Here is a 23,226-nt window from a genome sequence, read left to right on the forward strand (position 1 = left end):
GGAAGCTGAGGCGTTCACGGCGTGGGAGCGCCTGCTCCCACGTCTTTAACGATTACCGCCCGCCGCTGTTCAACGATGCTCTTCACATCCTCGGCACTTCTCGCCTGCCTCCGCGCCTGTGGATCTCACGCGCGATGCTTCACAACATGCATTACTGAGAGGCCTCATCGTGATGAGCGGCCCGCCATAGCACCCATTCTTCGACGACCCGCCCGTAAGGAAGATGGCAATAGCCCACTTCGCCGTCCTTCTCATGCCTGATTTCCAGCTTGCCGCCCTGCTCCTCACAATACACCGAGGCCGGGTTTGCCATGCCCAGCTGCTGTTCCTTACGATCCTTGCCCCCGCAACCGGCGAGGACAAAACCGACCAATAGCAGCATCGTCGCTGCGCCTGAGGCGCGCTTCGAAATGAGCGTCATAATCATCATCTCCTGTTCAGCAATGGCGTGATGGAATATCTCTGCCCTGCCGTCGATACGGCAGAAAAAACGCATCAATAACGGCGTTTTTTTTGTGAGGTCCGTCCTGCCTGATAGCATAACACTTTCAGCGCAACGACTGGTGAGTCGCAACCGTCAGGGGCGCCAACCATGTCAGCGTCGCGGCTGAGTATCGAGAGAGCCTTAAGAGCTACCCTCTCTACCTTAAATCGGAACACAGCGCTTGGAAGGGTGACAGGCCCGGCTTGATACGAAAGGCCTCGGAGAGCACCATCAGGAATATTTCCTGACCGCTTCACCAGACCGTGTTCGATTACACTCCAACGTGTTCGCCCTCCCCCCTTTTGCTATGACGCATATCCCCGTTCAGTCGCGACTGTCTGGTGGCCCGCTTCGGGCTATCTCTGTCTCAAAAAGGAGCGACAAGATGGATATGGGCCTGAAAAACAAGGTGGCAGTCGTTACGGGCGGGAGTGTCGGGATTGGCCTCGCCGTGGCCGAGGGGCTGGCCCGTGAAGGGGCTCATATCGTCATGGTCGCCCGCGACAAGGAGCGCCTCGAAACTGCTGCACGCCAGCTTGCCGAAGCCCATGGCGTGCGTTGCCTGCCCGTTTCTGCCGATGTTGCGACAGCCGAGGGCGTCGAGAGCGTTATTCGGCAAATCGATGAGGCTTTCGGCGGAGCCGATATTCTAATCAATAACGCTGGCACCGGGTCGAACGAGACGATCATGGAGGCGCCCGATGACAAATGGCAGTTCTACTGGGAACTACATGTCATGGCCGCCGTGCGTCTCGCACGCGGTCTCGTACCGGGCATGAAAAAGCGTGGCGGTGGCGCCATCATCCATAACGCGTCGATCTGCGCGGCCCAGCCTCTCTGGTACGAGCCGATCTACAATGTCACCAAAGCCGCTCTCATGATGTTCTCCAAGACGCTCGCTACCGAGGTGATCAAGGACAATATCCGCGTCAACTGCGTCAATCCCGGCCTGATCCTGACACCTGACTGGGTAAAGACCGCCAAGCAACTCACGAGCGAGACCGGCGGCGACTGGGAAGACTATCTGCAATCGGTGGCCGATGAGCACGCTCCGATCAAACGCTTCGGCTCGCCGGAGGAGCTGGCCAATTTCTTTGTCTTTCTCTGCTCGGACAAGGCCTCCTACAGCGTAGGGTCGTCGTATTTCGTCGATGGCGGCATGCTCAAGACGCTTTGACTCGGACCGATGCGACCAGAACGCCTCTGAACAGTTAATCAGCAATGCCCGCCCCTCGCGGGACGCCCCTGTTTCGCCTGCGCCGGGCCAATGGCCGACGCAGGCCTCAAAGGAAGAATAATCGATGAGTGATACCAAGCGCTTCGCTGGCAAGACCGCCCTGGTAACGGGCGCTGCGGGGAATATCGGCCTTGCCGTTGCCCGGCGCCTTGCGAAGGAAGGCAGCCATGTGGTGCTGCTAGACCTTGATCAGGCCAAGCTCGATGAAGCGGCCAAGGGCTTTGCCGAGCACGGTGTGAAGGTAAAGACGGTCGTTTGCGACGTCACAAATTACGCCAGTGTTGAAGAAGCCGTGGATTACGCTGAGAAATCGGTCGGGCCAATCGATTTCCTGTTTAATAACGCCGGGTATCAGGGTGCTTTTGCCCCTGTCCAGGACTACCCGGTGGAAGATTTCCAGCGCGTCGTGAATATCGATCTCGTCGGTGCCTTTCACGTGCTGCGTGCTGTCTCGCGCCGCATGGTCGAGCGCCGCTCGGGCAGCATCGTCAACACGGCAAGCATGGCGGGTCTGCAAGGCCCGCCGAACATGGCCGCCTATGGCGCGTCAAAATTCGGCGTCGTCGGACTTACCCAGGTGGCCTCGAAAGACCTCGCTCCGCATAATATACGCGTCAACGGCATCGCCCCTGCCCTGATGGGCCCCGGCTTCATGTGGGATCGTCAGACCGAGCTTCAGGCGGCAACCAATACCCAGTATTTCTCGACCGACCCCGAGAAGGTGAAAGTCGACATGGTGGCCGGTGTGCCGATGCGCCGCCTTGGCGATATCGAGGAAATTCCGGGAACGGTCGCTTTCCTGCTGAGCGACGATTCAAGTTACATCACAGGCGTCACGCTGCCGATCTCAGGCGGCATCCTCTGATCTAATAATCGGGTCACGCGTCGCCAGGGCGGAGCGTGGCCCAAGAATACGAGCAGAAAGAACAAGCTATAGCCAGAATATGACGGTTCCGGCGAGGCAGATGGCAAGGAAGAAGCTGGTCGGAAATCTGTCATAGCGTGTTGCGCCCCTCCGACAGCCCTTCGGACGACCGAACATGATCTCGGAGCAATTTTTAGCGGTTTTGCGCGGGAATCTCTTACCCGATGCGAGGTTTGATCCCTTTTTCCTCCAGAACGTCTCTCAACCAGCTAGCATCGCAACCGAGGTCTGCCAGCCTTCCCGATGTCGTGGGAAGGTTGTCTGACCGGGCAGAGTCTCCAGTGTAATCGCTGATCTGGTCCGCCGTCATAAAAAAGCTCAGCGGTCGTCCGTTCTGCCCGGTGACCGCATGCAGTTTAATATTCCTACCGACTTTGGTGCGAACGATCAGACGCCCTAGCCTCTTTCTTTTGACTGCAGACTTGAAGCCGTGCGGTGTGCCTTGAGATAATTCGAATCAATCACATTGGGCCGTGAATCCGCCCCCTCGGCAAAAACCCATTCATTATCCGCATAAAAATGCCCATGCCGCCGCAGCGCTTCCAGCGATCTTAGAGCGTCTTGTGCGGGCCGTAAAACCGGGGCGCATCACGCGAACACAGGCCGTTGAGGTTTCCAAAAGTGTACAACTCCGCGCGCGGCGGTCATCGCAACGAGGCTCACCGGAGTTCTTAGGAAAGAATGGTCGCAGACGCTCCATTTATTCATCCGTCAGGCAACACATGTCGCCCATCTTCAGTCTCCTTGCAGAGCCTGAATTATATTTCTGCCATCTAATCAATCGGCTCTGAATTTAGGCACTCAGAACGCACCACTTCGAGAACCCCTGGGGCAATCTGATGTTAGGATAATCTACCGCATGAAACACTGCGCCAAATAATGCAAAATCTGCACCCAACACCCATTAAGGCTCCAAATACAAAACTCCGTTAGTAATTATTATTTGTTTTATGAAAAAAGTAAAAGTTATAGAAAACTATTTTTTATTATATTTATTAAATAACATATTTCATAATATTGAACTAACTAATTTTCTCGTTTGCATGGCGGTGTCATAATTATTTAATATACATAGATAATCTTCGTTGTTTATTATTTCCAAAGCCTATTTGATTATGAAAAATTGAAGACTCAGAAAATTTCAATTAGAAAAATCACAGAGAGGAGACAAGCGGTGTCGCAATGGTCAGCGTATGTAAAAGATTATTACGTAGATGGTGGAATTTTTTACATATATAGTAGCTTATGCTTGGTAAACAAATTACCTTCTCAATACAAAAATCATTATTGCAATATAAGTAATGGAAATAATGGAATAGATATATTTTCCAAGATTTCGGTAAAGGATTAATATAAAAATAACTATTATTTTAACATCACATCACCTAGAGGCGCGCCAATAAAGATTACCTTTCTCAATGAGACCTCAAGCGCTCGACCTATTTGGGGGCAGTATAACCTGAATACGAATCAAACAACAATCGACGCCAATTTGTGTGACTACGGGTATATGCACTATACTATACCAGGAAACCCTTTCTCACTGGATGAAACTAGAAAACTAATTCACCGCGTTCCTGCCGGTTAAACTTGGACCATTGGTGGTTTTGTCTGCCTTCTTGCAGGCACACTCATCCGGACACCTGACGGTGAACGACTGATTGAGGAACTAGAGGTTGGCGATGCTATCTATGCGATGGATCCTAACGGGGAAGATCAAAATCGCCGAACCATTGCGTGGATCGGTAGAGGTCTGGGGCACGCGGTAGAAGAGCTACCCATAGATCTCGCAGGATGGCCCATACGAATTTGTCGTGATGCCCTCGGGCAATGTGTACCCTCGCGCGATCTGTTGGTAACGGGCGAGCACTGTCTCTTTATCGAAGATAAGCTCATTCCGGCGAGAATGCTCGTCAACGGTAGCTCCATATATTATGATAGATCTATTCCGACTTATTGGTATTACCATATCGAGCTGAGTAATCATGAAATCATCTGGGGAAATGACTGCCCCCTCGAAAGCTATTTGGACACAGGAAATAGCCGGTGTTTCATCCTCGGTAATCACTCGAAAGAATCATCACCTCGTCCCAAGCGCTGGAACGACCACTCATGCGCTGCCCTGACGACAGAACAATGCGTAGTTGAGCCGCTCTTTCGCAAATATTCATCACGTGCGGAACAACTTGGGTTCAGGGAAAAGATCGAAAAGCCGCTGATACTTGAGGATATAAGGCTTTTCCTGCAGACAGCCACTGGGCAGCACATCTACCCGGCGAGGACGACCGGTAGTGTATATGTGTTCCTCCTGGACGAGACAACTGACAACGTTCGGATCATGTCAGGCCTGTTCCGACCCTGCGAGACGATTGGTCCATTCATTGATGATCGACGAGCATTGGGCGTCCTTGTAGGCCAGATCTATTTCTACGCAGGGTCTGAAATGCGCGAAATCAAAGATCATTTAAAAGAAGCAGAGATCGACGGCTGGCACGACGACATAGAGGGAAGCGGAAGATGGACAATGGGGGAAGGTGTTCTCGAACTGGAACATTCAGTTGAAGGCGGGGGTGTTCTCGCCATTGAAATCCTCGCAGGAGGCCCGTATTTATATTCCAAAGTGTCGAGCCTTCAGCACCAAGAGCTGCATTGAGATCTCGCAAATAATTTACGCGAAAATTACAATGATAAGAAGGAATTATAGCAAATGCGTTCCATCGTTCGCATTCTCTCAGTCGGGATAACCACCTGCTTCTCGACTATTATTACGGTCAGTCATGGACACGCCAGCGAGAGTTTCCAGAAGAAAATTAATGCCTATTTTTCCTTGGACCTTCCGCAAAATCCTTCAACCGCATACTCTTGGGTTGTGACATCATTGCCCCAAAATCTTGCTCTGGCCGGAATGGATTATAGAGAGGACAAGGATTGTAATGGCAGACTGGGGTGTGGAGGCAGCCTGCGTGTCACATTCCGGGTAATCTAGGCTGGTGTCGGTGAAATTTGCTTGAAATATGTTCGGCCCTTCGAGCCGATGCCTAAGGACTTCAAAAGCTATCAAATTGAATCACGGTAAGTTTTCCATCGCCAAGGTCGCATATGGATTGTGTATGAGGCATACACGGTCCGAACTACAGATATAGTGTAGGTCGGTCGCGTAAACAGAAGACAGGCGATCATGTGGGTGGTTTTGTCGTCTGCACGCTAAAGCCGAATATACGGCTAGAGAGGGCGCTATCTAAAGCCTCAGGCAAGATGCGACGAACCTCGGCAGGTTCTTTATTTGATCGAGGGTCTGACACCTTTGACAGAGCCCTCTATCCGATGACAATTCAGTGTCAGCATTCATTGCTGGCGGTGATCATTTGTTGATCATGGGCGGCGGGCGGCGAACGATGCGCAATCACCAGATCGCGCCACGGTGATTGGATCTGCGGCTCGGAGAGCCGAGACTGACACTGAACCGGCCTCCTTCAAGCGCGAACTTACGGTGCTCCCAGTTTAATTCCGTGCCAAAGCCGCCCCATGCCGGCGGCATTTTTTTCGAGACCCGATTGATGACCAGTTCCCAGAAGATCGCTCGGGCGTTCAAGCGCCTAGACCATATCGAGGGTCTGTGCCTCGCGCTCGACCTTTGCCCCGCCAGATGGGGGACGATCGGCATCGGCAAACGCTCTCGAACCTGCACATAACACTCCTCGACGCGGTCTCAGTAATGCTTGAGCCACGGCAGGAAGGAGCATTCTTGTTCTGGCAGCTCAGCAGCGCCATGCGCGCTCGGCGCCTCTGAGCCTCTGAGCCTCTGAGCCTCTGAGCCTGTTGAACCAGAACTGATATGCCGTCGCAGGGCAGCAGCTCCTATGTTGAGACAAGGCGACCGCCAGCGGCAACTTGGCTGTATTGCCAAGCCTTCAGCGATGCAGGCGGCTGAAGCTGGCGTTTTTTCCGGTCAGCAGATCCCCGGTGTGGCTCTCACAGCCTAAAGGGCCATGCTTACGAAATCGAGCACATGGAACCGCCGCGATGAATCTGGAGGTTTGCGGCCTTTACTCCGGCGCTCTTCCATGAGTCGGCTAAGATGATCGCTATCACTCTCCCGCGCCGCATTCTGGCCACCTAGGCAAGACGCGCCAACGAAGAAACGGAGACGCGATTGGGGATGATCGCCCGACTTGCTCCTACGGCCTGATATTACGAGGCGGCGTTGAAAAAGCCTAGCAGTGTGACAACGGCTCGACTGAGAGGCAGACGCTGCAACGTTTTCTCGTTCCAATGGACGAGAAGCTGCCCGCGCATCGCTATCGAATTGTTAGAGAAATTATGGTGCTGCTAGCGAGGATTGAACTCGCGACCTCTCCCTTACCAAGGGAGTGCTCTACCACTGAGCTACAGCAGCAACTGGAGCGCTTCGTAGCTTCTCAGACTGAAAGCTGCAAGCCCTGAAAGCGCTTTTTTGCAAAGAAATCAGTCGTCGCGGTGAATTTTTTCCATGCGCTCATGACGCTCCTGCGCCTCGATCGACATAGTCGCGATAGGACGGGCCTCAAGACGCTTCAGGCCGATCGGCTCGCCGGTTTCCTCGCAATAACCGTAAGAGCCGTTCTCGACGCGCTGAAGAGCCAAGTTAATCTTGCCGATCAGCTTGCGGGCACGGTCGCGCGTGCGCAGTTCGAGGGCACGATCGGTCTCGACACTGGCCCGGTCTGTCACATCGGCTTCGTGAATACCGCCTTCGGAGAGACTCGCAAGCGTCAGATTGGCTTCCTTGAGTAGGTCATTGCGCCAACGGAGCAACTTCTGCCTGAAGAACTCCACATGAAGCGGGTTCATGAATTCTTCTTCGTCAGAGGGCCGATAATCCGGTGGGAGCGTGATCATGCACGTCTGTCCTTAACGCAAGTCGCTTGGGCCGCGCCGCTCCGGTCTGCCTTCTGGATGGGAACATGGGCCGAACCCGTATCCTGAGCATGTCGGCATGGCTCGTTTGGCGCGGCTTATAGCCGGGCACGCAACGTTCGCCAAGTCCGAATTGAAAAAATCACACTGCTAAACAGTGACTAAATCAGGAAACCTCTTAAACCAAGAAACTGCAATAAAAATATCACATAGATTTCGATGCGGTTTTATTGATAAAAGTAACAATAATCCTACATGGTAACCGCAAAGCTTTTGTTGCGCGCCTGAAAGAAATCTGAGAGCGCCAGTTTACGGGCCCGACTTGCTGGATACTACATAAAAGACGGGACCGGCCTGACGCTACCAGGCGACAATACCGGTTTCGACGGCCCAAAGGTCGAATTGCAGCTCCAATCGCAACCATAAATGCGCAGGAAAGGTCGGAAATTCGTCTTGGGATCAGCAGAAATCAGATAACGCTCTCATAGCGCTCCAGCTGCCACCCGACCGGCTCGAGCGCGGCCAGGCGCTGCCATTCCCGCATCAGGGGATGGTCGAGCACGGCTGCACGATACGCATCCGCAACGGGCGAAAGTGCAACCCCATAGGAGGTGAAGCGAGAAACGACCGGGGCGAACATGATGTCGGCGTTGGTGAAGTCGGCCCCGAAAAGATAGGGGCCAGAGCTTCCGAACTCCGTCCGCGTCACACGCCACAGGCGATCGATCGTCTCGATTTCGCTTTGTGCCTCAGCCGGCATAATCGTCAGCGGGCGCGAATGGCGCCCCAGATTCATGGGTAGAGCCTGCCGCACCGCCCTGAAACCCGCATGCATCTCGGAAGCGAGGCTGCGCGCCGCAGCGCGGGCAAGGCGGTCGCTCGGCCAGAGTGACGGCGCGATTTCGGCGCAATATTCGCAGATCGCGAGGCTTTCCCAGACCTTCGCTCCCTGATGTTCGAGATAGGGCACCATGGCATTAGGCGAAATGGCGTGGATCTCGCTCGTTTGCCCCGCCCCACGCAACGCAATCACCTCATCGGCGACGTCGAGACCGGCACAACGCACGGCCAGCCAGCCACGGAGAGACCAGGAAGAATAGCGACGCGTGCCGATGACGAGACGATCCAAGGCAGGAATTCCTTTTCAGGACAGGATGAAGCCCCCGCCCAGCACCCTGCTCCCCAGATAAAGCACGCAGGCCTGGCCCGGCGCGGGCATGGCGGGCTCATCCAACACCACCTTTGCGCCATCGGCAAGCGGGTAGACCCAGGCCTCACGCGACACCTCACGCGCCCTGATCTGGACATGGCAGCGCACGCCCTCTGGCGGCGGTTCGATCAGCCAGTTCATGTCGCGCAGGGCAAACTCGATGCGCCCCGCGCTCTCTTTCGGCCCGACAATGATACGACGCGTTGTGGCGTCAATCCGTTTCACGATCTGGCGGCGCCCATCCTTGGTATGGATATCCCCGAGGCGCTTGCTCTGACCGACAGTATAACGGGCGATGCCCTCATGCTGACCGAGCACGCGTCCCGTCTCATCGACGATCTCGCCTACACCATTCGTTTCGGGACGCAGCTTTTCGACAACCGCGGCATATGTCCCGGAGGGCACGAAGCAGATGTCCTGACTATCGGGCTTCGCCGCAATAGCTAGACCGAACTCCTGCGCCTTCTGGCGGACGGCTTCCTTGTTCGGCATATCGCCAAGCGGAAAGCGAAGATAATCGAGCTGGTCCTGCGTGGTCGCGAAAAGAAACCATGACTGATCGCGCGACAGATCGGCGGGGCGATGCAGTTCTGCCCGCCCTTCGCCCTCGACACGACGCACGTAATGGCCGGTCGCCATGGCCTCGCAGCCCAGATCGCGCGCCATGCTGAGCAGATCGGTGAACTTCACCCCCTGATTGCAGGCAACACAGGGCACGGGCGTCTCGCCACGCGCATAGCTATCAGCAAAGCTCGCCATGACGCTGCTGCGAAAACGCTCTTCGGCATCGATCACATAATGCGGGATATCGAGCCTGTCCGCCACGGCGCGTGCATCGAGAATATCGCGGCCGGCACAGCAGGCCCCCGGTTTGGAGACGGCCTGACCATGATCGTAAAGCTGTAACGTGGCGCCGATGACCTCATGCCCCTCCTGTTTCAGGGTCGCGGCCACTACGGAACTGTCCACGCCTCCCGACATGGCAACTAGGATACGCATGAGATCTCTCTATTGTCTGAAAGAGGGGCGAACCCCGATACAGGACGCGCCGGTGCTCAGGACGCCTTGGGCAGACGCACCACCAGACCGTCCAGTGCCTCCGTCATAACGATCTGGCAGCCCAGACGGGAAGTCTTTTCGAGCCCGAAAGCCAGATCGAGCATATCTTCTTCATCATCGGTGGGCGCCGAAAGCTTGTCCGCCCATTCGGGATCGACCACCACATGGCAAGTGGCGCAGGCCAGCGAGCCCTCGCAGGCGCCTTCAAGCTCGATATCGTGCTTATGCGCAATTTCGAGCACGGACAGGCCGACCGGGGCATCGACTTCCTTACGGGTGCCGTCCTGCTCGACGAAAATCATATGAGGCATGTTCTTCTTACCCTGCTTCTTCGTTACGAGGCGCGACGGGCCTCGCGTGCCGCCACCCCGAATGCGTCGAGGGCCTGCACGATCTCGGGCGTGGAGGTAAAGCGTCCGACCGACAGACGCAAGCATCGTGCAGCGTCTTTTGCATCCAGCCCCATAGCCGTCAGCACATAAGACGGGGTGATCTCGGCTGAACTGCACGCAGAGCCCGTGGAAAGCGCGACATTAGGCAAGGCTGCCATGACGTCGCGTGCCGCGTAGCCGGGCGGAAAGAGCAGGTTGAGTGCACCCGCGATGCGCGGCGCCTGCGCGCCATTAACCGCAATGCCCGGAAACAGGACTTCGAGCCCATCGAGCAGTTGCGCCCTCAGCCCGGCAAGTCGGGCTGTTTCCTTCGGCAACGTTCTTTGAGCCAGGCGGGCTGCCTCGCCGAACCCTACGATCAGAGGGGTCGGCAGCGTGCCGGAACGGAATCCGCGCTCCTGCCCCCCTCCGGAAAAAAGCGGCTGCAATCGCGCTCGCGGCTTGTGCCTGACATAGAGCGCCCCGACGCCTTTCGGCCCGTAGAATTTATGAGCCGAAAGCGACATCAGATCGACCGAGGCACAGGAAAGGTCGATTTTCCCTGCAGCCTGAGCCGCATCGGTATGAAAGAGCGCTCCGGCCTGACGAGCCAATGCCGAAAGCGCGGCGATGTCCTGAACCACGCCGGTCTCATTATTGACGCTCATCACACTGACAAGCGCCGTTGGCACAGCGAGCGCGCGTGAGAGGTCATCGATGCTCACCAGCCCGTCACGGGAGACAGGCAGAATGACCGGTTCGAAACCTTCGGTTGCGAGATTGCGAACGGATTCGAGTACGCATTTATGTTCGGTAGCAGCCGCAATCACCCGTCGACGCATGCTGCCCTGTCGCGCGAGATGACGCGCTGCCCCCTTGATGGCGAGATTATTCGCCTCGGTCGCACCGGAGGTGAAAATGATCTCTCTTGGCGTTGCACCGATCAGCGACGCGATAACGGCTCGAGCTGTCTCGACCGCTTCGGCGGCCAGATCGCCTGCCTTGTGGCCCTCGCTATGCGGGTTGCCGTAATGCTCGCTGAACCAGGGCAACATCGCCGACACCACATTCGGGTCGCAGCGCGTCGTGGCCTGATTATCGAGATAGATCATGCCGCTTTCTTCCCAAGTCGACCTGCCATATGTCGATAGGCGACAATAAATCCCTCGATCTGGTGCTCGGTGACATTCCAGGGAAGCGAGACCCTGATGGCACAGGCTGCATCGTCACCCAGCCCCATGGCCTGAAGCACATGTGAGGCCGATACCTTGCCAGACGAACAGGCCGACCCTGTCGACACCGCGTAGCCTGCGAGATCGAGCATCATGAGCTGGGTCTGCGCCGAGACATCGTGCAGGATCAGGGAGGTCGTATTGGGCAGGCGCGGGCGACCGCCTCCTCCCGTTATCATCGCCCCGCAAGACAGGGCGGCCCGATCGATACGGTCACGCAAGGCGGCGATGGGTGCCCAGTCCTGCGCAGCAGAGAGCTCGAAAGCGGCGGCCATGGAGGCAATGGCTGGCAGGGCCTGCGTACCGCCGCGCCGCCCACGCTCCTGACCGCCACCGCGCAGCATGGGCGAGACATGCCCTTCAGCACCGAGAATAAGAGCGCCTGCCCCTTTGATGCCGCCCGCCTTGTGCCCGGAAATGGCAAGGCTGGTCAGCCCTTCTACTGTGAGTCTTGCCTCACTCTCGACATGGCGCCCCGCCACCTGCACGGCATCGACATGAAGCAGCGCGCCATGCTGCGCACATAAGAGCCTGATAGACTCTATGGGATGCAGAATGCCGGTTTCGTTATTGGCCGCCATGGCACAGACGAGCGCCGGGCTGCCCTGCTGAAGGGCCGTTTCAAGCGCCTCAAGACACAGACTGCCATCTGGCAATACCGGCAAAATGTCAAAATCCCGCGACGCCATGCGCACCGCATCGTGTTCTGTCGCCCCTATGAGCAGGCGCCGCCCCTCGCCGAAAGCGTGGATCGCCAGCGCATTGGCCTCTGTGCCGCCGGACGTGAAAACTACCTGTTCCGGCCCGGCTTTCCAGAAACGACCTACCGTCTCGCGAGCGGCTTCGAGCAGGCGCCGCGCCTCGCGGCCAGGCCCGTGAACCGATGACGGATTGCCTGCGAGGCGGACAGCATCGAGCATGGCCGCCATGGCGCCGTCGCGCAGAATTTCGGTAGCATTCGCGTCAAGATAAACGGTCATGCGCCTATAAATCGGTTTGCGTCGGGCAAGTGCAAGTCAAAATCTCAGGCAGGCGAAATCGCGCCTCTTGACGATTTCTGTGGAATTTTACCCGTCAGCCTCGTTATACACTGCGCCAATGATGGCGTGGCGGTCGTTTTCGGTGGTCGGTTTACCCCCCGGAGAATGTCCGCATCGCGTCAGGGAATATCGGCTTGATATTCTCTCACCGTCGAGGAGCTTGTCCATGTGCGTTTCAACGCCTGTCGAATCCCTTCGTGGTTTTCACCCTCGACCAGCCGCTCGCCCGGTAACCGTTCACACGGTACGCTTCGGCTGACGCTTCCGCGCCGTTCATCATGAACCGCTTCGCACAGGGCCTCCTGCCCCTTCTCGTGCAAGCCCCGCGCGATCAGGTTCGTTTCTCATAATAAAAACACATCCCTCTTCCGGTCTTCAAACGCCGCGAGAGGTCAATTCGGAAGCATTTTGATGCCTGAAGTCATGTTCGCCGGCCCCGATGGCCGGTTGGAGGGTCGCTACCACCATTCCGACGAGCCGAATGCGCCGCTCGCTCTGGTCCTGCATCCACATCCGCTTCACGGCGGCACCATGAACAACCGCATCACCTACACGATGTATCGGTCGTTCGAAAAAATGGGTTTTTCGGTCATGCGCTACAACTCGCGTGGCGTTGGCCGCTCACAGGGGCGCTATGACGGCGGAATCGGCGAGATTTCCGATGCCGCCGCCGCGCTCGACTGGATGCAGATGGTCAACCCGAATTCCAGCGAGCTCTGGATTGCGGGCTATTCCTTCGGTGCTTTCGTCGGCATGCAGCTTCTGATGCGCCGCCCGGAAATCAGCGGCTGGATCAGCGTTGCGCCCCCAGCCAACGACTATGATTTCGGCTTTCTGGCGCCTTGCCCCTGCGGCGGGCTGATGATCGCTGGCGACAAGGACGACATGGCTCCCGAGCCCGGCATCCGCAAGCTGGTGGACAAGCTGAATACGCAGAAGAATGTCGAAGTCGATTATCGCATCTTCGAAGGGGCCAACCATATCTTCGCGAGCGAGGCCGAAAAGGTCGCCTCCGCACTCGAAGATCATGTGACGGTCATGCGCAATCGCCGCGTTCTGGCGATTGCAGCCGACTGATCTGCACGCGATAGTGCAGCTTTCCTGAAAGGCGGGGGCTCTCCCCCGCCTTTTTTTATTGGGGTTTCGGGCCGCTTTCGCGTGGCTTGCCTAACGCTGAGGTCGGCTTTGCACCATTTTCATGCTACGACCCCGCCTCAACTCGACTGATAGTGGATAGACCGATATGGCAGAGCACGCGCTGAAAAGTCCTTTTCTGAAAGAGGCTGACGCTCGAGGCTATATTTTCCAGTGCACCGACCTGGCTGCTCTCGATGACGCAATGTGCGCCGGGCCGGTTACGGGCTATATCGGCTTCGACCCGACGGCTGACTCGCTGCATGTCGGCAATGCGCTCTCCATCATGATGCTGCGCCTGATGCAGCGCCATGGCCACCGCCCGATCGCGCTGATGGGCGGAGGCACGGCAAAAATCGGCGATCCGTCGTTTCGCGACGAAGCGCGCGCCCTGATGAGCCCCGAAAAGCTCGCACAGAATCTGGCCGGCATCGAGGTCAGCCTGCGCCAGTTCCTGAGCTTCGGCGCGGGCACCAGCGATGCCATGCTCGCCAATAACGCCGAGTGGCTCGACCGCCTTTCCTATATCGAGCTGCTGCAGGATGTCGGCGTGCATTTCTCGATCAGCCGCATGCTGTCTTTCGAGAGCGTCAGGCAGCGCCTCGACCGCGAGCAGGGTCTGACTTTTCTCGAATTCAACTATTCGATTCTGCAATCCTATGATTTCCGTGAGTTGAACCGCCGGCATGGCGCGGTGTTGCAGATGGGCGGATCGGATCAATGGGGTAATATCGTCGCCGGTATCGATCTGGCGCGGCGCACCGATGCGAAGCAGGTTTTCGGCCTGACGACCCCACTGGTCACCACCGCCTCCGGGGCGAAGATGGGCAAATCGGCCAATGGCGCCACCTGGGTGAGCGCCGAGAAGCTGCCGGTATTCGAATACTGGCAGTTCTGGCGCAACACCGAGGATGCCGATGTCGGGCGCTTCCTCAAATTTTTTACCGACCTGCCGGTCGAGGAATGCGAGCGCCTCGGTGCGCTGGAAGGCGCAGCCATCAACGAAGCCAAAAAAATCCTGGCAACGGAAGCCACTGCCATCTGCCATGGCCGCGCAGCGGCGGAAGCGGCTGCCGAGACGGCACGGCAGGCTTTCGAGACCGGCAGCCTCGCCGCCGATCTTCCCTCGCGCGATCTGCCGCATGCCGAACTCGAAGCCGGCATTCCCGCGTTCAGGCTTTTTGGCGAGTCAGGGCTGGTCGCCACCAACAGCGAAGCACGACGCCTGATCCGTGGTGGGGGCGCACGTCTGAACGACCAGCCGATACAGGATGAAAACCGTATCATCACCCCCGAGGATGTGGTCGAGGGCGTACTCAAGCTTTCTTCCGGCAAGAAGCGCCATCTGCTGCTGCGACCAGTCTGAAGCCCAAGCGAGAAGCCAGGGCGCCTCAGGCAGCGCGGCTGGATTCTACCCTTTTCCATCACGGGTGCCGACCATGAATTTCCCGTCACGCGGGGTCACGATGCAGGCGTGACGGGGCACACTATTACCGAATCGAAACTTCTCCCATGATCGTCCTCAGGACACGACGATCATGGGAGAACGAAATATGGGTTGTTTCCTCAAACGCCCGCGATACTGGCGCTACGCCCTCACCGATCTCGGCGGGCTTGCCTTTGCGGCTGCCTGGGGCATGCGAGGCCTTGCTGTGCTGCATTGGCCGCTCTGGATATGTTCCGCGTTGCTTGCCAGCATTACCCTTCCGCTTGCCTGGGGCTTTCTGACACGCGATCTCGGTCTCGGCCGACCGGAATTCGTCATTGATCGTGTTCTTGCTGCCCGCACGAGGCGCGCGCGCGTCATTCTTCTTCTGGCTGCAGGAACAGGATTATCGATCCTGCATCGGCCGGATCTGATGCTGCTTGTTGCAGGGCTCGTGATCGGCGCCTCTTATCTGCCCCTGGGGCGCGCCATGGGAGAACCTGTCCATATCGGGACGGGGCTCGCCATCCTGTTCGTCACAGTTCTCTCGTTGGCATTGCCACAGCCCTGGCACATGCTGATTGCAGGCCTCGGCACGGCAACAGCCTGCTGGCTGGGTGCCGCACTGCGCCTCATGCGGAGCCTTCCGAACCCTGTAGGTCATGAGACGACACCCAAGACCGGCCGTGCAGAGTTTTCCGACACGCAGGCGCTTTCATGACCGAAGCGCCAAGGATCACACGGGCCGCACTGATACGTCGCTTCAGCTTCGCCTTTTATCTCCTGCTCTATCCCCTGCCCTGGCTTGCACAGGGCACGACACCGCGCGCCGTCATCGCGTTCCTTATCGGAGCCGGTCTTTTTCTGGTCCTGCCTTTTCTGCCGGGGCGCTACGCGCTCACCGTGGGTCTTCGGGCCGGTGTCTATGCCCTGATCGGGACCGCGCTCATTCCGTTCGGGGGATATTGGGGGATCTTCTTCATCTCGGCAGCGGCTACATGCGGTGCCATACGCTCGCGCGTGTCACGATTTGCCTCCCTCGCCCCCATTCTTGCCGTTTATGGCTTCCTGAGCTGGCGTTTCGATGAAGGACTGATTGGCAGCCTTATCACCCTCATCGTAGCGCTGGGGGTTTTGACCACGACCAGACTGTCGATGGATCTGCAAAGACAGAACGAAGCTCTGGCCGCTGCGCAGGAAGAAATCAGAGCGCTGACGCTTGTGACCGAGCGCGAGCGTTTCGCACGCGATCTGCACGATACGCTCGGCCACTCCCTGACGCTCATCGCGCTGAAATCGGATCTCGCCTTGCGCCACCTGCCGGATAATCCTGAGAGCGCAGCCTGGGAATTGCGCGAAATCGGTGAGAAAACGCGCCAGGCTCTCGCTGAAACACGGCTCGCAGTCTCGGCCATACGCCTGACCACCCTGAAACAGGCCCTGACCGAGGGATGTCTCTCACTCGAGAAGGCCGGGATCAAGGTCACACTTATCGGTGATACCGCTATGATGCCCCCGAGATCGGAAGGGGTTCTGGTGATGATCCTGCGCGAGGCACTCACCAATATCCTGCGTCATGCTCGCGCAGAAACCTGCGCCATACGTTTCGGCCGCAATCCGCAGGAAGAGGCAGAGCTTGAAATCAGCGACAGCCGCTCCACAACCAGCGAGAGCGAAATCGCGCTTTCATTTCGAGAAGGGAATGGTATAGAGGGTATGCGCGCCCGTCTGGCCGAGTTGGAGGGCAGCCTCTTCATCGAGCCCCGCCGGGATGGCACGACACTCCTCATCACGCTTGGAAACGCTCCATGAGACAGAAGCTGCGGCTTGTTCTGGCTGAAGATCAGGTCATGCTTCTCGATGCCTTTGCTTCCCTCTTGTCGCTGGAGCCGGATTTCGAGATCGTTGGCAAGGCGGTCGATGGGCGTGAGGCACTCGAACTGGTGCGACTGCATCGCCCGGATATTCTTCTCACCGATATCGAAATGCCTGAACTCGGCGGTATCGAGCTGGCAGAGACGCTTCATGCGGCCAAGGCCCATACGGTCGTCGTGATCGTGACGACTTTTGCACGTGCGGGTTATATGAAGCGCGCGCTCAACGCGGGTGTCAGAGGGTATCTCCTGAAAGACGCACCTCTCGCTCAACTCGCTGAAGCCCTGCGCAATGTCGGGCGTGGTGGACGCGCCATAGACCCAACTCTGGCACAGCAGGTCTGGGACGCAGCCCATGACCCGCTCAACTCACGCGATCGGGCCATTCTGCGTCTAGTCGAGTCCGGGCGTTCGAGCGAACAGATCGCCACGCTTTTCGAATTGTCGCCTGGTACGCTGCGCAATTGCTTTTCGGATATCATCCAGAAGATCGGGGCGAGAAATCGCGTCGAAGCCAGCCGCATCGCCCGCCAGAATGGCTGGCTCTGATCAGCTGAGGATCTCGACCACGCGCTCAAGCACGCGCTTCTGATCATAAAGCGCTACCGCGCGCGCGCGCGCCGCCTTACCCATAACCTCGCGCGAGGCCGGATTTTCTACCAGCTCTGTCAGGGCCTTTGCCAGAGGCGCCGCCAGGCCCGGCGGTACGAGCAGGCCTGTCTCGCCCTGCACGACCTGCTCGGCCGGCCCCCGAATATCGGTCGCCACCACCGGCAGGCCAGTCAGCATGGCTTCGATCACCGACATCGGCAGACCCTCGAAATGGCTCGGCAGGGTAAAGATATCGGCTGCGGCCAGAAGCCGCTGAGTGTCATCCCGATAGCCGAGCACTCTCAGGCGTGGCCCCAGAACCTTCTCTGCCCGCGCAAATTCCTGCGCCATCATGTCTCCATGATCCGAAGGCAGGCGCTCACCGACAATCAGCAGAACGGCGTCGGGCACGCTTTCCATCGCGCGGAGCAATTCGGGATACCCTTTGTGGCGAACGATACGCGAGACGGCGATAATCACGACCTGATCGTCAATCAGGCCAAGGGCTTCTCGTATTGCGACACGCGCTTCGATATCCGGCCTGTAGCGCTCAGGATCGCGCCCGTTGCCGATACCCTGCGCCCTAGCGTTGATATGCAGCCGTCGTGCATCGCGTGCCTCTGCTTGAGAGACGGTCATGTAACGATCGGTGATCTGCCCGGCGCCCCATTCGAGCAGCAAAGACAGGCTGCGTCGCTTGAACGAGCCGGGCTGATTGAACAAGAAGCCATGGCAGGTATAGGCGATGCAGGGCACCCCGCACCACCAGCCCGCCACACGCGCCAGCAGGCCGCTGATCGGCATATGGCCGTGAACAAGATCCGGCTGCATCTGCCGGATCAGCCGGATCAGCGCAAGCAATGCCCGGAACTGGGCGATGGGCGAATAGGAACGGGCCATCGGCAGCGCATGCACGACGAACCCGTCTTCACGCAGTGTCGCGAGATGCGGCCCGTCAGCGCAGCCCCCTTCGACATGGTGCCCGGCCTCGCGCAATGCCTGCATGAGCGGATGTATGAATTGCTTCATGGCAAAATCGACATTGGCGATTTCGAGAATGCGTTTGCCTTCTGTCGCCCCGCCCCGGCTCGAAACCTGTTTGCGGCGCCAGATCATTCCGGCACGCGCTCCATGACCCATTGCATCACCTGTCTCGCAGGCACCGATTCGACTTTTGCAGGCTGCTCCGGCAAAGCGGGAGCAGCTGAGCCTGAGGGGGGCAGAGCGTCGGCGGGCGTGTCGGACCCAGCATCGGTTACCGCGTCTGCTTGCGAGGCTGCCACAGTTTCGCTATCCGGCGTTCGTCCGGCTTCCGCATTTCCGGTAGAGGTCTGTTTCGTATCCGTATCGCTTTCTGCAGAAGCTGACATCGCCTCTACCGTCAACGGACGGATCACGATCTGATGACTCGCGACAGGTTTTTCACCGCCCGCGTAAACACTCCGTTCGAGAGAGAGTGCACCGCCCTCCTGACGGAAGCGCCAGATCATCCCCCCGGCATGCATCAGCACTTCATCCCCATCGGGGGCAAGCTCGGCCTGAACGGATGGGTGAAGATGAAAGCGTAGCGCAAAAGCGACACGGCGCTCGCCATCGAGGCATTCCTCGCCACGCAGATCCTCGCCTGTCGGACCGAGATAAAGCCGACGGCGCCAGCTGGCGCCGAAACCGGGATACCAGCCATCATGCTGACCATCGACCCAATGCGCGCCGTCCTGGCTCTGATGGGTCAGCGTCACGTGAGCGGGGCGACGGGCGATTGCGCCTGAAGGCGCGAAATCGCAGCAGGAGGTCTCTTCGACAACCAGAGAGCTATGCGCTGCCGTCTCACGCAGAGCCTTTTTCCACATCCCGCTCGAGGCGGCACCGCAATTGACGAAAAGACGCTGTCTGCCATGCGAGAATTCCAGCGCAAGCGGCGCCGCATGGGCATTACCGTCGTAAGGGGCGGCAGCGGGAGACGCGCCATCGACGAAAAGCAACGCCTTGCCTGCCGAGATGCGCCAGAACCCGCCATCCGGCATAGAGGAGGCCAGCAGACGCTGACGCGCACCGTACTGAATGATCCGGTCTATCTGCCGGTCATCATGCTCCTTGCTGCCATGGAACAGCGCCAGACTGCCATCGCCATGACGCAGGGCACGCAGAACCGGGCAGATACGCGCCAAAGCGTTCTGCACCTTCTCGGACGGCGCCAGCTGCGCCATACGCATGAAGACACTGATTTCGGCAAGCTCGCGCGCGGCTTCCATCTGTGCCTGCGGGCTGCGCTCGCGCAGCGTACCGTCAGGCAGAATCAGACGATCCAGCTCCTGCTCGAGATAGCGGTAGAAACGCTGGAGAAATCCGGTCTGCGAAGGGATCGCCACCGCAACGGCAAGCAGTCCCTTGAGAGCGGTCAGGTTGCGCCAGCCCTCTTCTGCCAGAGGCAGCATGATGGAAATCAGGCGACCCTCTACCAGAAGGCGATCCATGACTTTCTGGCGGAAAGCTTCACTGGCCGAAGCCGCAAAAAAATCGAAGTGACCCAGCCAGGAGGCGAGCCGCGCCCCTGTGGCAGGCGCATTGAGCACCAGAGGATCGATTGGCGGCTGATCGAGCCAGCTTCCGACGATCGAGCGGGCATAAAGCCGGGCCTCGTCACTGCCGAGCGCCCGCAGATCGCGCAGCCAGGTGAAGCCCTGCAACCAGTCGCGCGTTGCCGGCGCCAGATCGGCATATTCCCAGTCATGCGCGTGCAGAGAGATGTTGCGCCCCTCGAAACGGGCAGCACCACTGACGAGCAACGCGCCATGATCGGGGTTGCCCGGCCAGATATCGCGTATCGCATGAACGGGACGATCAGGCGCGCGAGCGATGCCGGGCACGCTCGATGGAAGCCGGGCAAATGAAAGACGAGCTTCACGCGCCCAGCGTCCGAACATGCCCGTCATTTCCCTCGGTTAGAAGATCAGGACAGGCTCCCGGCCTGTCTCAAAGAATTGATTGCCACAGCATAATCATCCTGACCGTAGATGGAAGTCCCCGCGACCATCATATCGGCACCCGCGCCCGTTGCGAGCGGCGCCGTGGCGAGATCGATGCCACCATCGACGCCGATACGGATGTCACGCCCGGTCGCGTCGGCCATCTGGCGCAGCTTGCGGATCTTGGGCACCTGGCTCTCGAGGAATTTCTGTCCGCCGAAACCCGGATTGACGGTCATCACCAGAATGATGTCGACCAGATCGAGCAGATAGTCGAGCGCCTCGGGCGGGGTGCCGGGGCAAATGGCAATCCCGGGCTTCTTGCCGAGCGCACGGATATGCTGGAGCGTCCGATGCACATGCGGGTTATTTTCCACATGCACATGGATATGGTCCGCCCCTGCCTTAGCAAAAGCCTCGATAAACGCATCGGCAGGCTCGATCATGAGATGAACGTCGAACGGCTTGTCAGTGCGGTTGCGCAGGGCAGCGACCATGCCGGGGCCAAAGGTCATGTTCGGTACGAAATGCCCATCCATGACGTCGAGATGCAGCCAGTCGGCCCCATCGCGCACCACGGCCTCGACCTCTTCACCCATACGCGCAAAATCGGCACTGAGAATGCTCGGGGCAATCAGGGGGGTTTTCAGCTGGGGCATTATCCTACCTTCTCTCTAACGCAGTTCTTTTTCAGGCGCTTTTGCGCAGCCTTGCCGCAAAAAATCCATCCATCCCGCCCTGCTCGGCCCACATCCCGGGATGAGTGCGAAATGTTCCCTGTTTCGTGAGGGCTTCGGGCATGCAAGCGAGGTCTTCCGTCGTGAAAGGCTCCTGAACCCAGCCGCGCTTGAGGGCTGCCGCAACGCGCTGCGGGCCTTCCTCATCCTGGAGCGAGCAAACGGCATAAAGCAATACGCCGCCCGGCTTGAGCATCGCGCCCGCCGCATCGATCAGACGATCCTGATCCTTGGCCAGCGCCAGCACGTCACGCGGACGCTTGACCCAGAGCACATCGGGGTGGCGACGCAGCGTGCCCGTGGCCGAGCACGGCGCATCGAGCAGGACCGCATCAACCTTCTCTTCAGGTTGCCAGACGAGCGCATCGGCAATGACGACCTTCGCGTCGAGCCCGAGACGATCGAGATTCTGTTTCAGACGTCTGGCGCGCGTTTCCTCGCGCTCGACGGCAATCACCTCGGCGCCCGCCACAGCGAGCTGAGCCGTCTTGCCTCCCGGAGCGGCGCAGAGATCGATCACGCTCTGGCCAGGTTGGATATCCAGAAGGCGCGCGGGCATGGTGGCCGCAGCATCCTGCACCCAGAACGCCCCCTCATCGAAACCTTCCAGCTCGGTCACACGTGTGCCGGGCTGAAAGCGCAGACTTCCATTAGGCATGACCTCACCGCCTTCAGGGGCGGCCGCACCGGGGCGCAGGGTCAGATCGATCGGGGCCTCACGATGCAGCCCTGCCGCGATATCGCGCGCACGCTTGTCCCAGGCGGTCCAGAGCCAGGCGGGCACATCCAGACGGTCGGCATCGAGCCCTTCGGCCAGTTCGTCGCCATCGCGGGCGACGCGACGCAGCACGGCATTGGCAAGCCCGGCGAAAGGCGCCAGCCCGCGGCGACGCAGCAGCGAGACGATAGTGCCTACAGCCGCATGAGGCGGGGTTTCGAGATGGCGCAGCTGGGCCACCCCCATGAGCAGCGCACAGCGCACCGGTGCGGGCGGCTCACGGCGCAACAACGGCTGGAGCAGCTCGGTCATGCTGCCCATATGGCGCAGAACGGTTGCCGCCAGACGATGCGCACTGGCGCGGTCGCGCGGATCGGTCAGCGCGCTGCGGTCGAGCGTCGTCTCGAGCATGCGTCGATGCTCGACGACACCGCAGAGAATATCGAAGGCCAGATCGCGTGTCGGATCGGCGGGAATCTGTGAAGGTGCTTTGGACATTGCCTTGCCAATGGCATTTCGCGAAGCGGCGCGCTACCCCTTCCTGCATCCGAACAGCAACAACTTACGGAACCGGCCATGTCAAACGACACGCTTTCTGCCCGCCTCGACCAGATCCGCGCCCGTATCGGGCATGAATGCGCGCGCGCCGGGCGCCCGGCGGAACAGGTCAGGCTGGTCGCGGTCAGCAAGTTTCATCCGGCTTCTGCCGTCGAAGCAGCCCTGACTGCCGGGCAAAGAGTTTTCGGCGAGAACCGCGTACAGGAAGCCAAAGAGAAATTTCCGGCCCTGCGTGAAAGCTGGCCCGACCTGCGGCTGCACATCATCGGCACGTTGCAGACGAACAAGGCTCTCGAGGCCTGTCGTCTTGCCGATGTCATCGAATCCGTCGATCGACCAGGCCTTGTCGATGCGCTGTCGCGTGCCGCTGACCGTCTAGGGAAGCTGCCCGATCTTTTCATTCAGGTGAATACCGGCAACGAGCCGCAGAAATCGGGCGTGCCACGCGATGAGGCCGCGGGTTTCATCGCGCTCTGCAGGACCCGTTTCGGCGACTCACTTAAGGGCGTGATGTGCATTCCGCCCGAGGAAGAAGACCCGGCACCGCACTTCGCTTTTCTGGCGCGGCTCGCACATGAACATGAATTAATCGAGTGCTCGATGGGCATGTCGGCCGACTTCGAAACGGCCATCGCGCACGGGGCCACGCTCGTACGTGTCGGCACTGCCATCTTCGGCAGCCGTCCGAAACCCTGATTTCGCAGGCAAGGCGACCATAGCGTGCTTGCGGTCGCCGGAAAAACCATCGTATGGCAGGCTTTATGTCAG

Annotated in this window: 21 protein-coding genes, 1 tRNA gene and 1 pseudogene; 10 read left to right on the forward strand and 13 right to left on the reverse strand. The window is 58.7% G+C overall.

Going from position 1 to position 23,226, the window contains the following annotated elements; translation table 11 throughout:
• Positions 1-151 precede the first annotated feature (151 nt).
• On the reverse strand, positions 152-421 hold the full coding sequence (locus ABHV46_RS04490; protein ID WP_336944848.1) for a putative hemolysin: 270 nt from the start codon (positions 419-421) through the stop codon (positions 152-154).
• Positions 422-869: 448 nt separating this feature from the next.
• Between ABHV46_RS04490 and ABHV46_RS04495 the strand changes: the two genes are divergently transcribed.
• Entirely contained in the window at positions 870-1,661 is a 792-nt protein-coding gene (locus ABHV46_RS04495; RefSeq protein ID WP_438383041.1) for an SDR family NAD(P)-dependent oxidoreductase, read from the forward strand.
• A 124-nt stretch (positions 1,662-1,785) separates the two neighbouring features.
• On the forward strand, positions 1,786-2,586 hold the full coding sequence (locus ABHV46_RS04500) for an SDR family NAD(P)-dependent oxidoreductase (RefSeq protein WP_438383043.1): 801 nt from the start codon (positions 1,786-1,788) through the stop codon (positions 2,584-2,586).
• Between the two features lie 66 nt (positions 2,587-2,652).
• Here the strand turns inward: ABHV46_RS04500 and ABHV46_RS04505 are convergent.
• Positions 2,653-3,346, reverse strand: a pseudogene (locus ABHV46_RS04505) (IS5/IS1182 family transposase).
• Positions 3,347-4,306: 960 nt separating this feature from the next.
• On the opposite strand from ABHV46_RS04505, the gene ABHV46_RS04510 reads away from it, so the two are divergent.
• Positions 4,307-5,299: a Hint domain-containing protein gene (locus tag ABHV46_RS04510; RefSeq protein WP_438384249.1), complete on the forward strand. Its 993-nt coding sequence runs from the start codon at positions 4,307-4,309 to the stop codon at positions 5,297-5,299.
• A 54-nt stretch (positions 5,300-5,353) separates the two neighbouring features.
• Positions 5,354-5,632, forward strand: a complete 279-nt coding sequence (locus ABHV46_RS04515) for a protease inhibitor I42 family protein (RefSeq protein ID WP_438383045.1) — start codon at positions 5,354-5,356, stop codon at positions 5,630-5,632.
• Between the two features lie 1,335 nt (positions 5,633-6,967).
• Here ABHV46_RS04515 and ABHV46_RS04520 read toward each other — a convergent pair.
• From ABHV46_RS04520 to ABHV46_RS04550, 7 genes are all read right to left on the reverse strand, one after another.
• Positions 6,968-7,042, reverse strand: a tRNA-Thr gene (locus tag ABHV46_RS04520).
• Positions 7,043-7,110: 68 nt separating this feature from the next.
• The gene (gene dksA, locus ABHV46_RS04525) at positions 7,111-7,524 is read right to left on the reverse strand and encodes an RNA polymerase-binding protein DksA (RefSeq protein ID WP_025841479.1); all 414 of its coding nucleotides are present in this window, start codon (positions 7,522-7,524) and stop codon (positions 7,111-7,113) included.
• 487 nt (positions 7,525-8,011) lie between these two features.
• The gene (locus ABHV46_RS04530) at positions 8,012-8,671 is read right to left on the reverse strand and encodes a glutathione S-transferase family protein (protein ID WP_438383047.1); all 660 of its coding nucleotides are present in this window, start codon (positions 8,669-8,671) and stop codon (positions 8,012-8,014) included.
• A 15-nt stretch (positions 8,672-8,686) separates the two neighbouring features.
• Complete coding sequence (gene mnmA, locus ABHV46_RS04535; protein WP_438383050.1) at positions 8,687-9,751, reverse strand: tRNA 2-thiouridine(34) synthase MnmA; 1,065 nt, start codon at positions 9,749-9,751, stop codon at positions 8,687-8,689.
• Positions 9,752-9,807: 56 nt separating this feature from the next.
• On the reverse strand, positions 9,808-10,122 hold the full coding sequence (locus ABHV46_RS04540; protein WP_336944841.1) for a ferredoxin family 2Fe-2S iron-sulfur cluster binding protein: 315 nt from the start codon (positions 10,120-10,122) through the stop codon (positions 9,808-9,810).
• Between the two features lie 23 nt (positions 10,123-10,145).
• Positions 10,146-11,294, reverse strand: coding sequence for a cysteine desulfurase family protein (locus ABHV46_RS04545; RefSeq protein ID WP_438383054.1), 1,149 nt, complete (start codon positions 11,292-11,294; stop codon positions 10,146-10,148).
• Positions 11,291-12,394: a cysteine desulfurase family protein gene (locus tag ABHV46_RS04550; protein ID WP_438383056.1), complete on the reverse strand. Its 1,104-nt coding sequence runs from the start codon at positions 12,392-12,394 to the stop codon at positions 11,291-11,293. The genes ABHV46_RS04545 and ABHV46_RS04550 overlap by 4 nt, the downstream gene beginning before the upstream one ends.
• Positions 12,395-12,865: 471 nt before the next feature.
• Between ABHV46_RS04550 and ABHV46_RS04555 the strand changes: the two genes are divergently transcribed.
• The 5 genes from ABHV46_RS04555 to ABHV46_RS04575 all read left to right on the forward strand — a co-directional run bounded on the left by ABHV46_RS04555 (position 12,866) and on the right by ABHV46_RS04575 (position 17,437).
• Entirely contained in the window at positions 12,866-13,531 is a 666-nt protein-coding gene (locus ABHV46_RS04555; protein WP_025841477.1) for an alpha/beta hydrolase, read from the forward strand.
• A 166-nt stretch (positions 13,532-13,697) separates the two neighbouring features.
• Positions 13,698-14,954, forward strand: a complete 1,257-nt coding sequence (gene tyrS / locus ABHV46_RS04560; protein WP_438383058.1) for a tyrosine--tRNA ligase — start codon at positions 13,698-13,700, stop codon at positions 14,952-14,954.
• A 187-nt stretch (positions 14,955-15,141) separates the two neighbouring features.
• Positions 15,142-15,735: a hypothetical protein gene (locus ABHV46_RS04565; protein WP_438383060.1), complete on the forward strand. Its 594-nt coding sequence runs from the start codon at positions 15,142-15,144 to the stop codon at positions 15,733-15,735.
• Positions 15,732-16,826 carry a sensor histidine kinase gene (locus ABHV46_RS04570; RefSeq protein WP_438383062.1) on the forward strand — a complete coding sequence of 365 codons (1,095 nt, stop codon included), beginning with the start codon at positions 15,732-15,734 and terminating at the stop codon, positions 16,824-16,826. The genes ABHV46_RS04565 and ABHV46_RS04570 overlap by 4 nt, the downstream gene beginning before the upstream one ends.
• Entirely contained in the window at positions 16,823-17,437 is a 615-nt protein-coding gene (locus ABHV46_RS04575; protein ID WP_336944835.1) for a response regulator transcription factor, read from the forward strand. Before ABHV46_RS04570 ends, ABHV46_RS04575 begins: the two co-directional genes overlap by 4 nt.
• Here the strand turns inward: ABHV46_RS04575 and ABHV46_RS04580 are convergent, their stop codons facing one another.
• From ABHV46_RS04580 to ABHV46_RS04595, 4 genes are read right to left on the reverse strand one after another with little or no spacing between them, the layout of a single operon-like run.
• A complete protein-coding gene (locus ABHV46_RS04580) occupies positions 17,438-18,595 on the reverse strand; it encodes a glycosyltransferase family 4 protein (protein ID WP_438383066.1) in 1,158 nt (385 codons plus the stop codon).
• Complete coding sequence (locus ABHV46_RS04585) at positions 18,592-20,403, reverse strand: heparinase II/III family protein (protein WP_438383070.1); 1,812 nt, start codon at positions 20,401-20,403, stop codon at positions 18,592-18,594. The genes ABHV46_RS04580 and ABHV46_RS04585 overlap by 4 nt, the downstream gene beginning before the upstream one ends.
• 26 nt (positions 20,404-20,429) lie before the next feature.
• Entirely contained in the window at positions 20,430-21,104 is a 675-nt protein-coding gene (rpe, locus tag ABHV46_RS04590; protein WP_336944832.1) for a ribulose-phosphate 3-epimerase, read from the reverse strand.
• Between the two features lie 31 nt (positions 21,105-21,135).
• Positions 21,136-22,398, reverse strand: coding sequence for an RsmB/NOP family class I SAM-dependent RNA methyltransferase (locus ABHV46_RS04595; protein ID WP_438383072.1), 1,263 nt, complete (start codon positions 22,396-22,398; stop codon positions 21,136-21,138).
• 78 nt (positions 22,399-22,476) lie between these two features.
• Between ABHV46_RS04595 and ABHV46_RS04600 the strand changes: the two genes are divergently transcribed.
• On the forward strand, positions 22,477-23,154 hold the full coding sequence (locus ABHV46_RS04600) for a YggS family pyridoxal phosphate-dependent enzyme (RefSeq protein ID WP_438383074.1): 678 nt from the start codon (positions 22,477-22,479) through the stop codon (positions 23,152-23,154).
• Positions 23,155-23,226 lie beyond the last annotated feature (72 nt).

It is taken from the genome of Asaia sp. BMEF1 (assembly GCF_051628905.1).
In the GTDB taxonomy this organism is placed as follows: Bacteria; Pseudomonadota; Alphaproteobacteria; order Acetobacterales; family Acetobacteraceae; genus Asaia.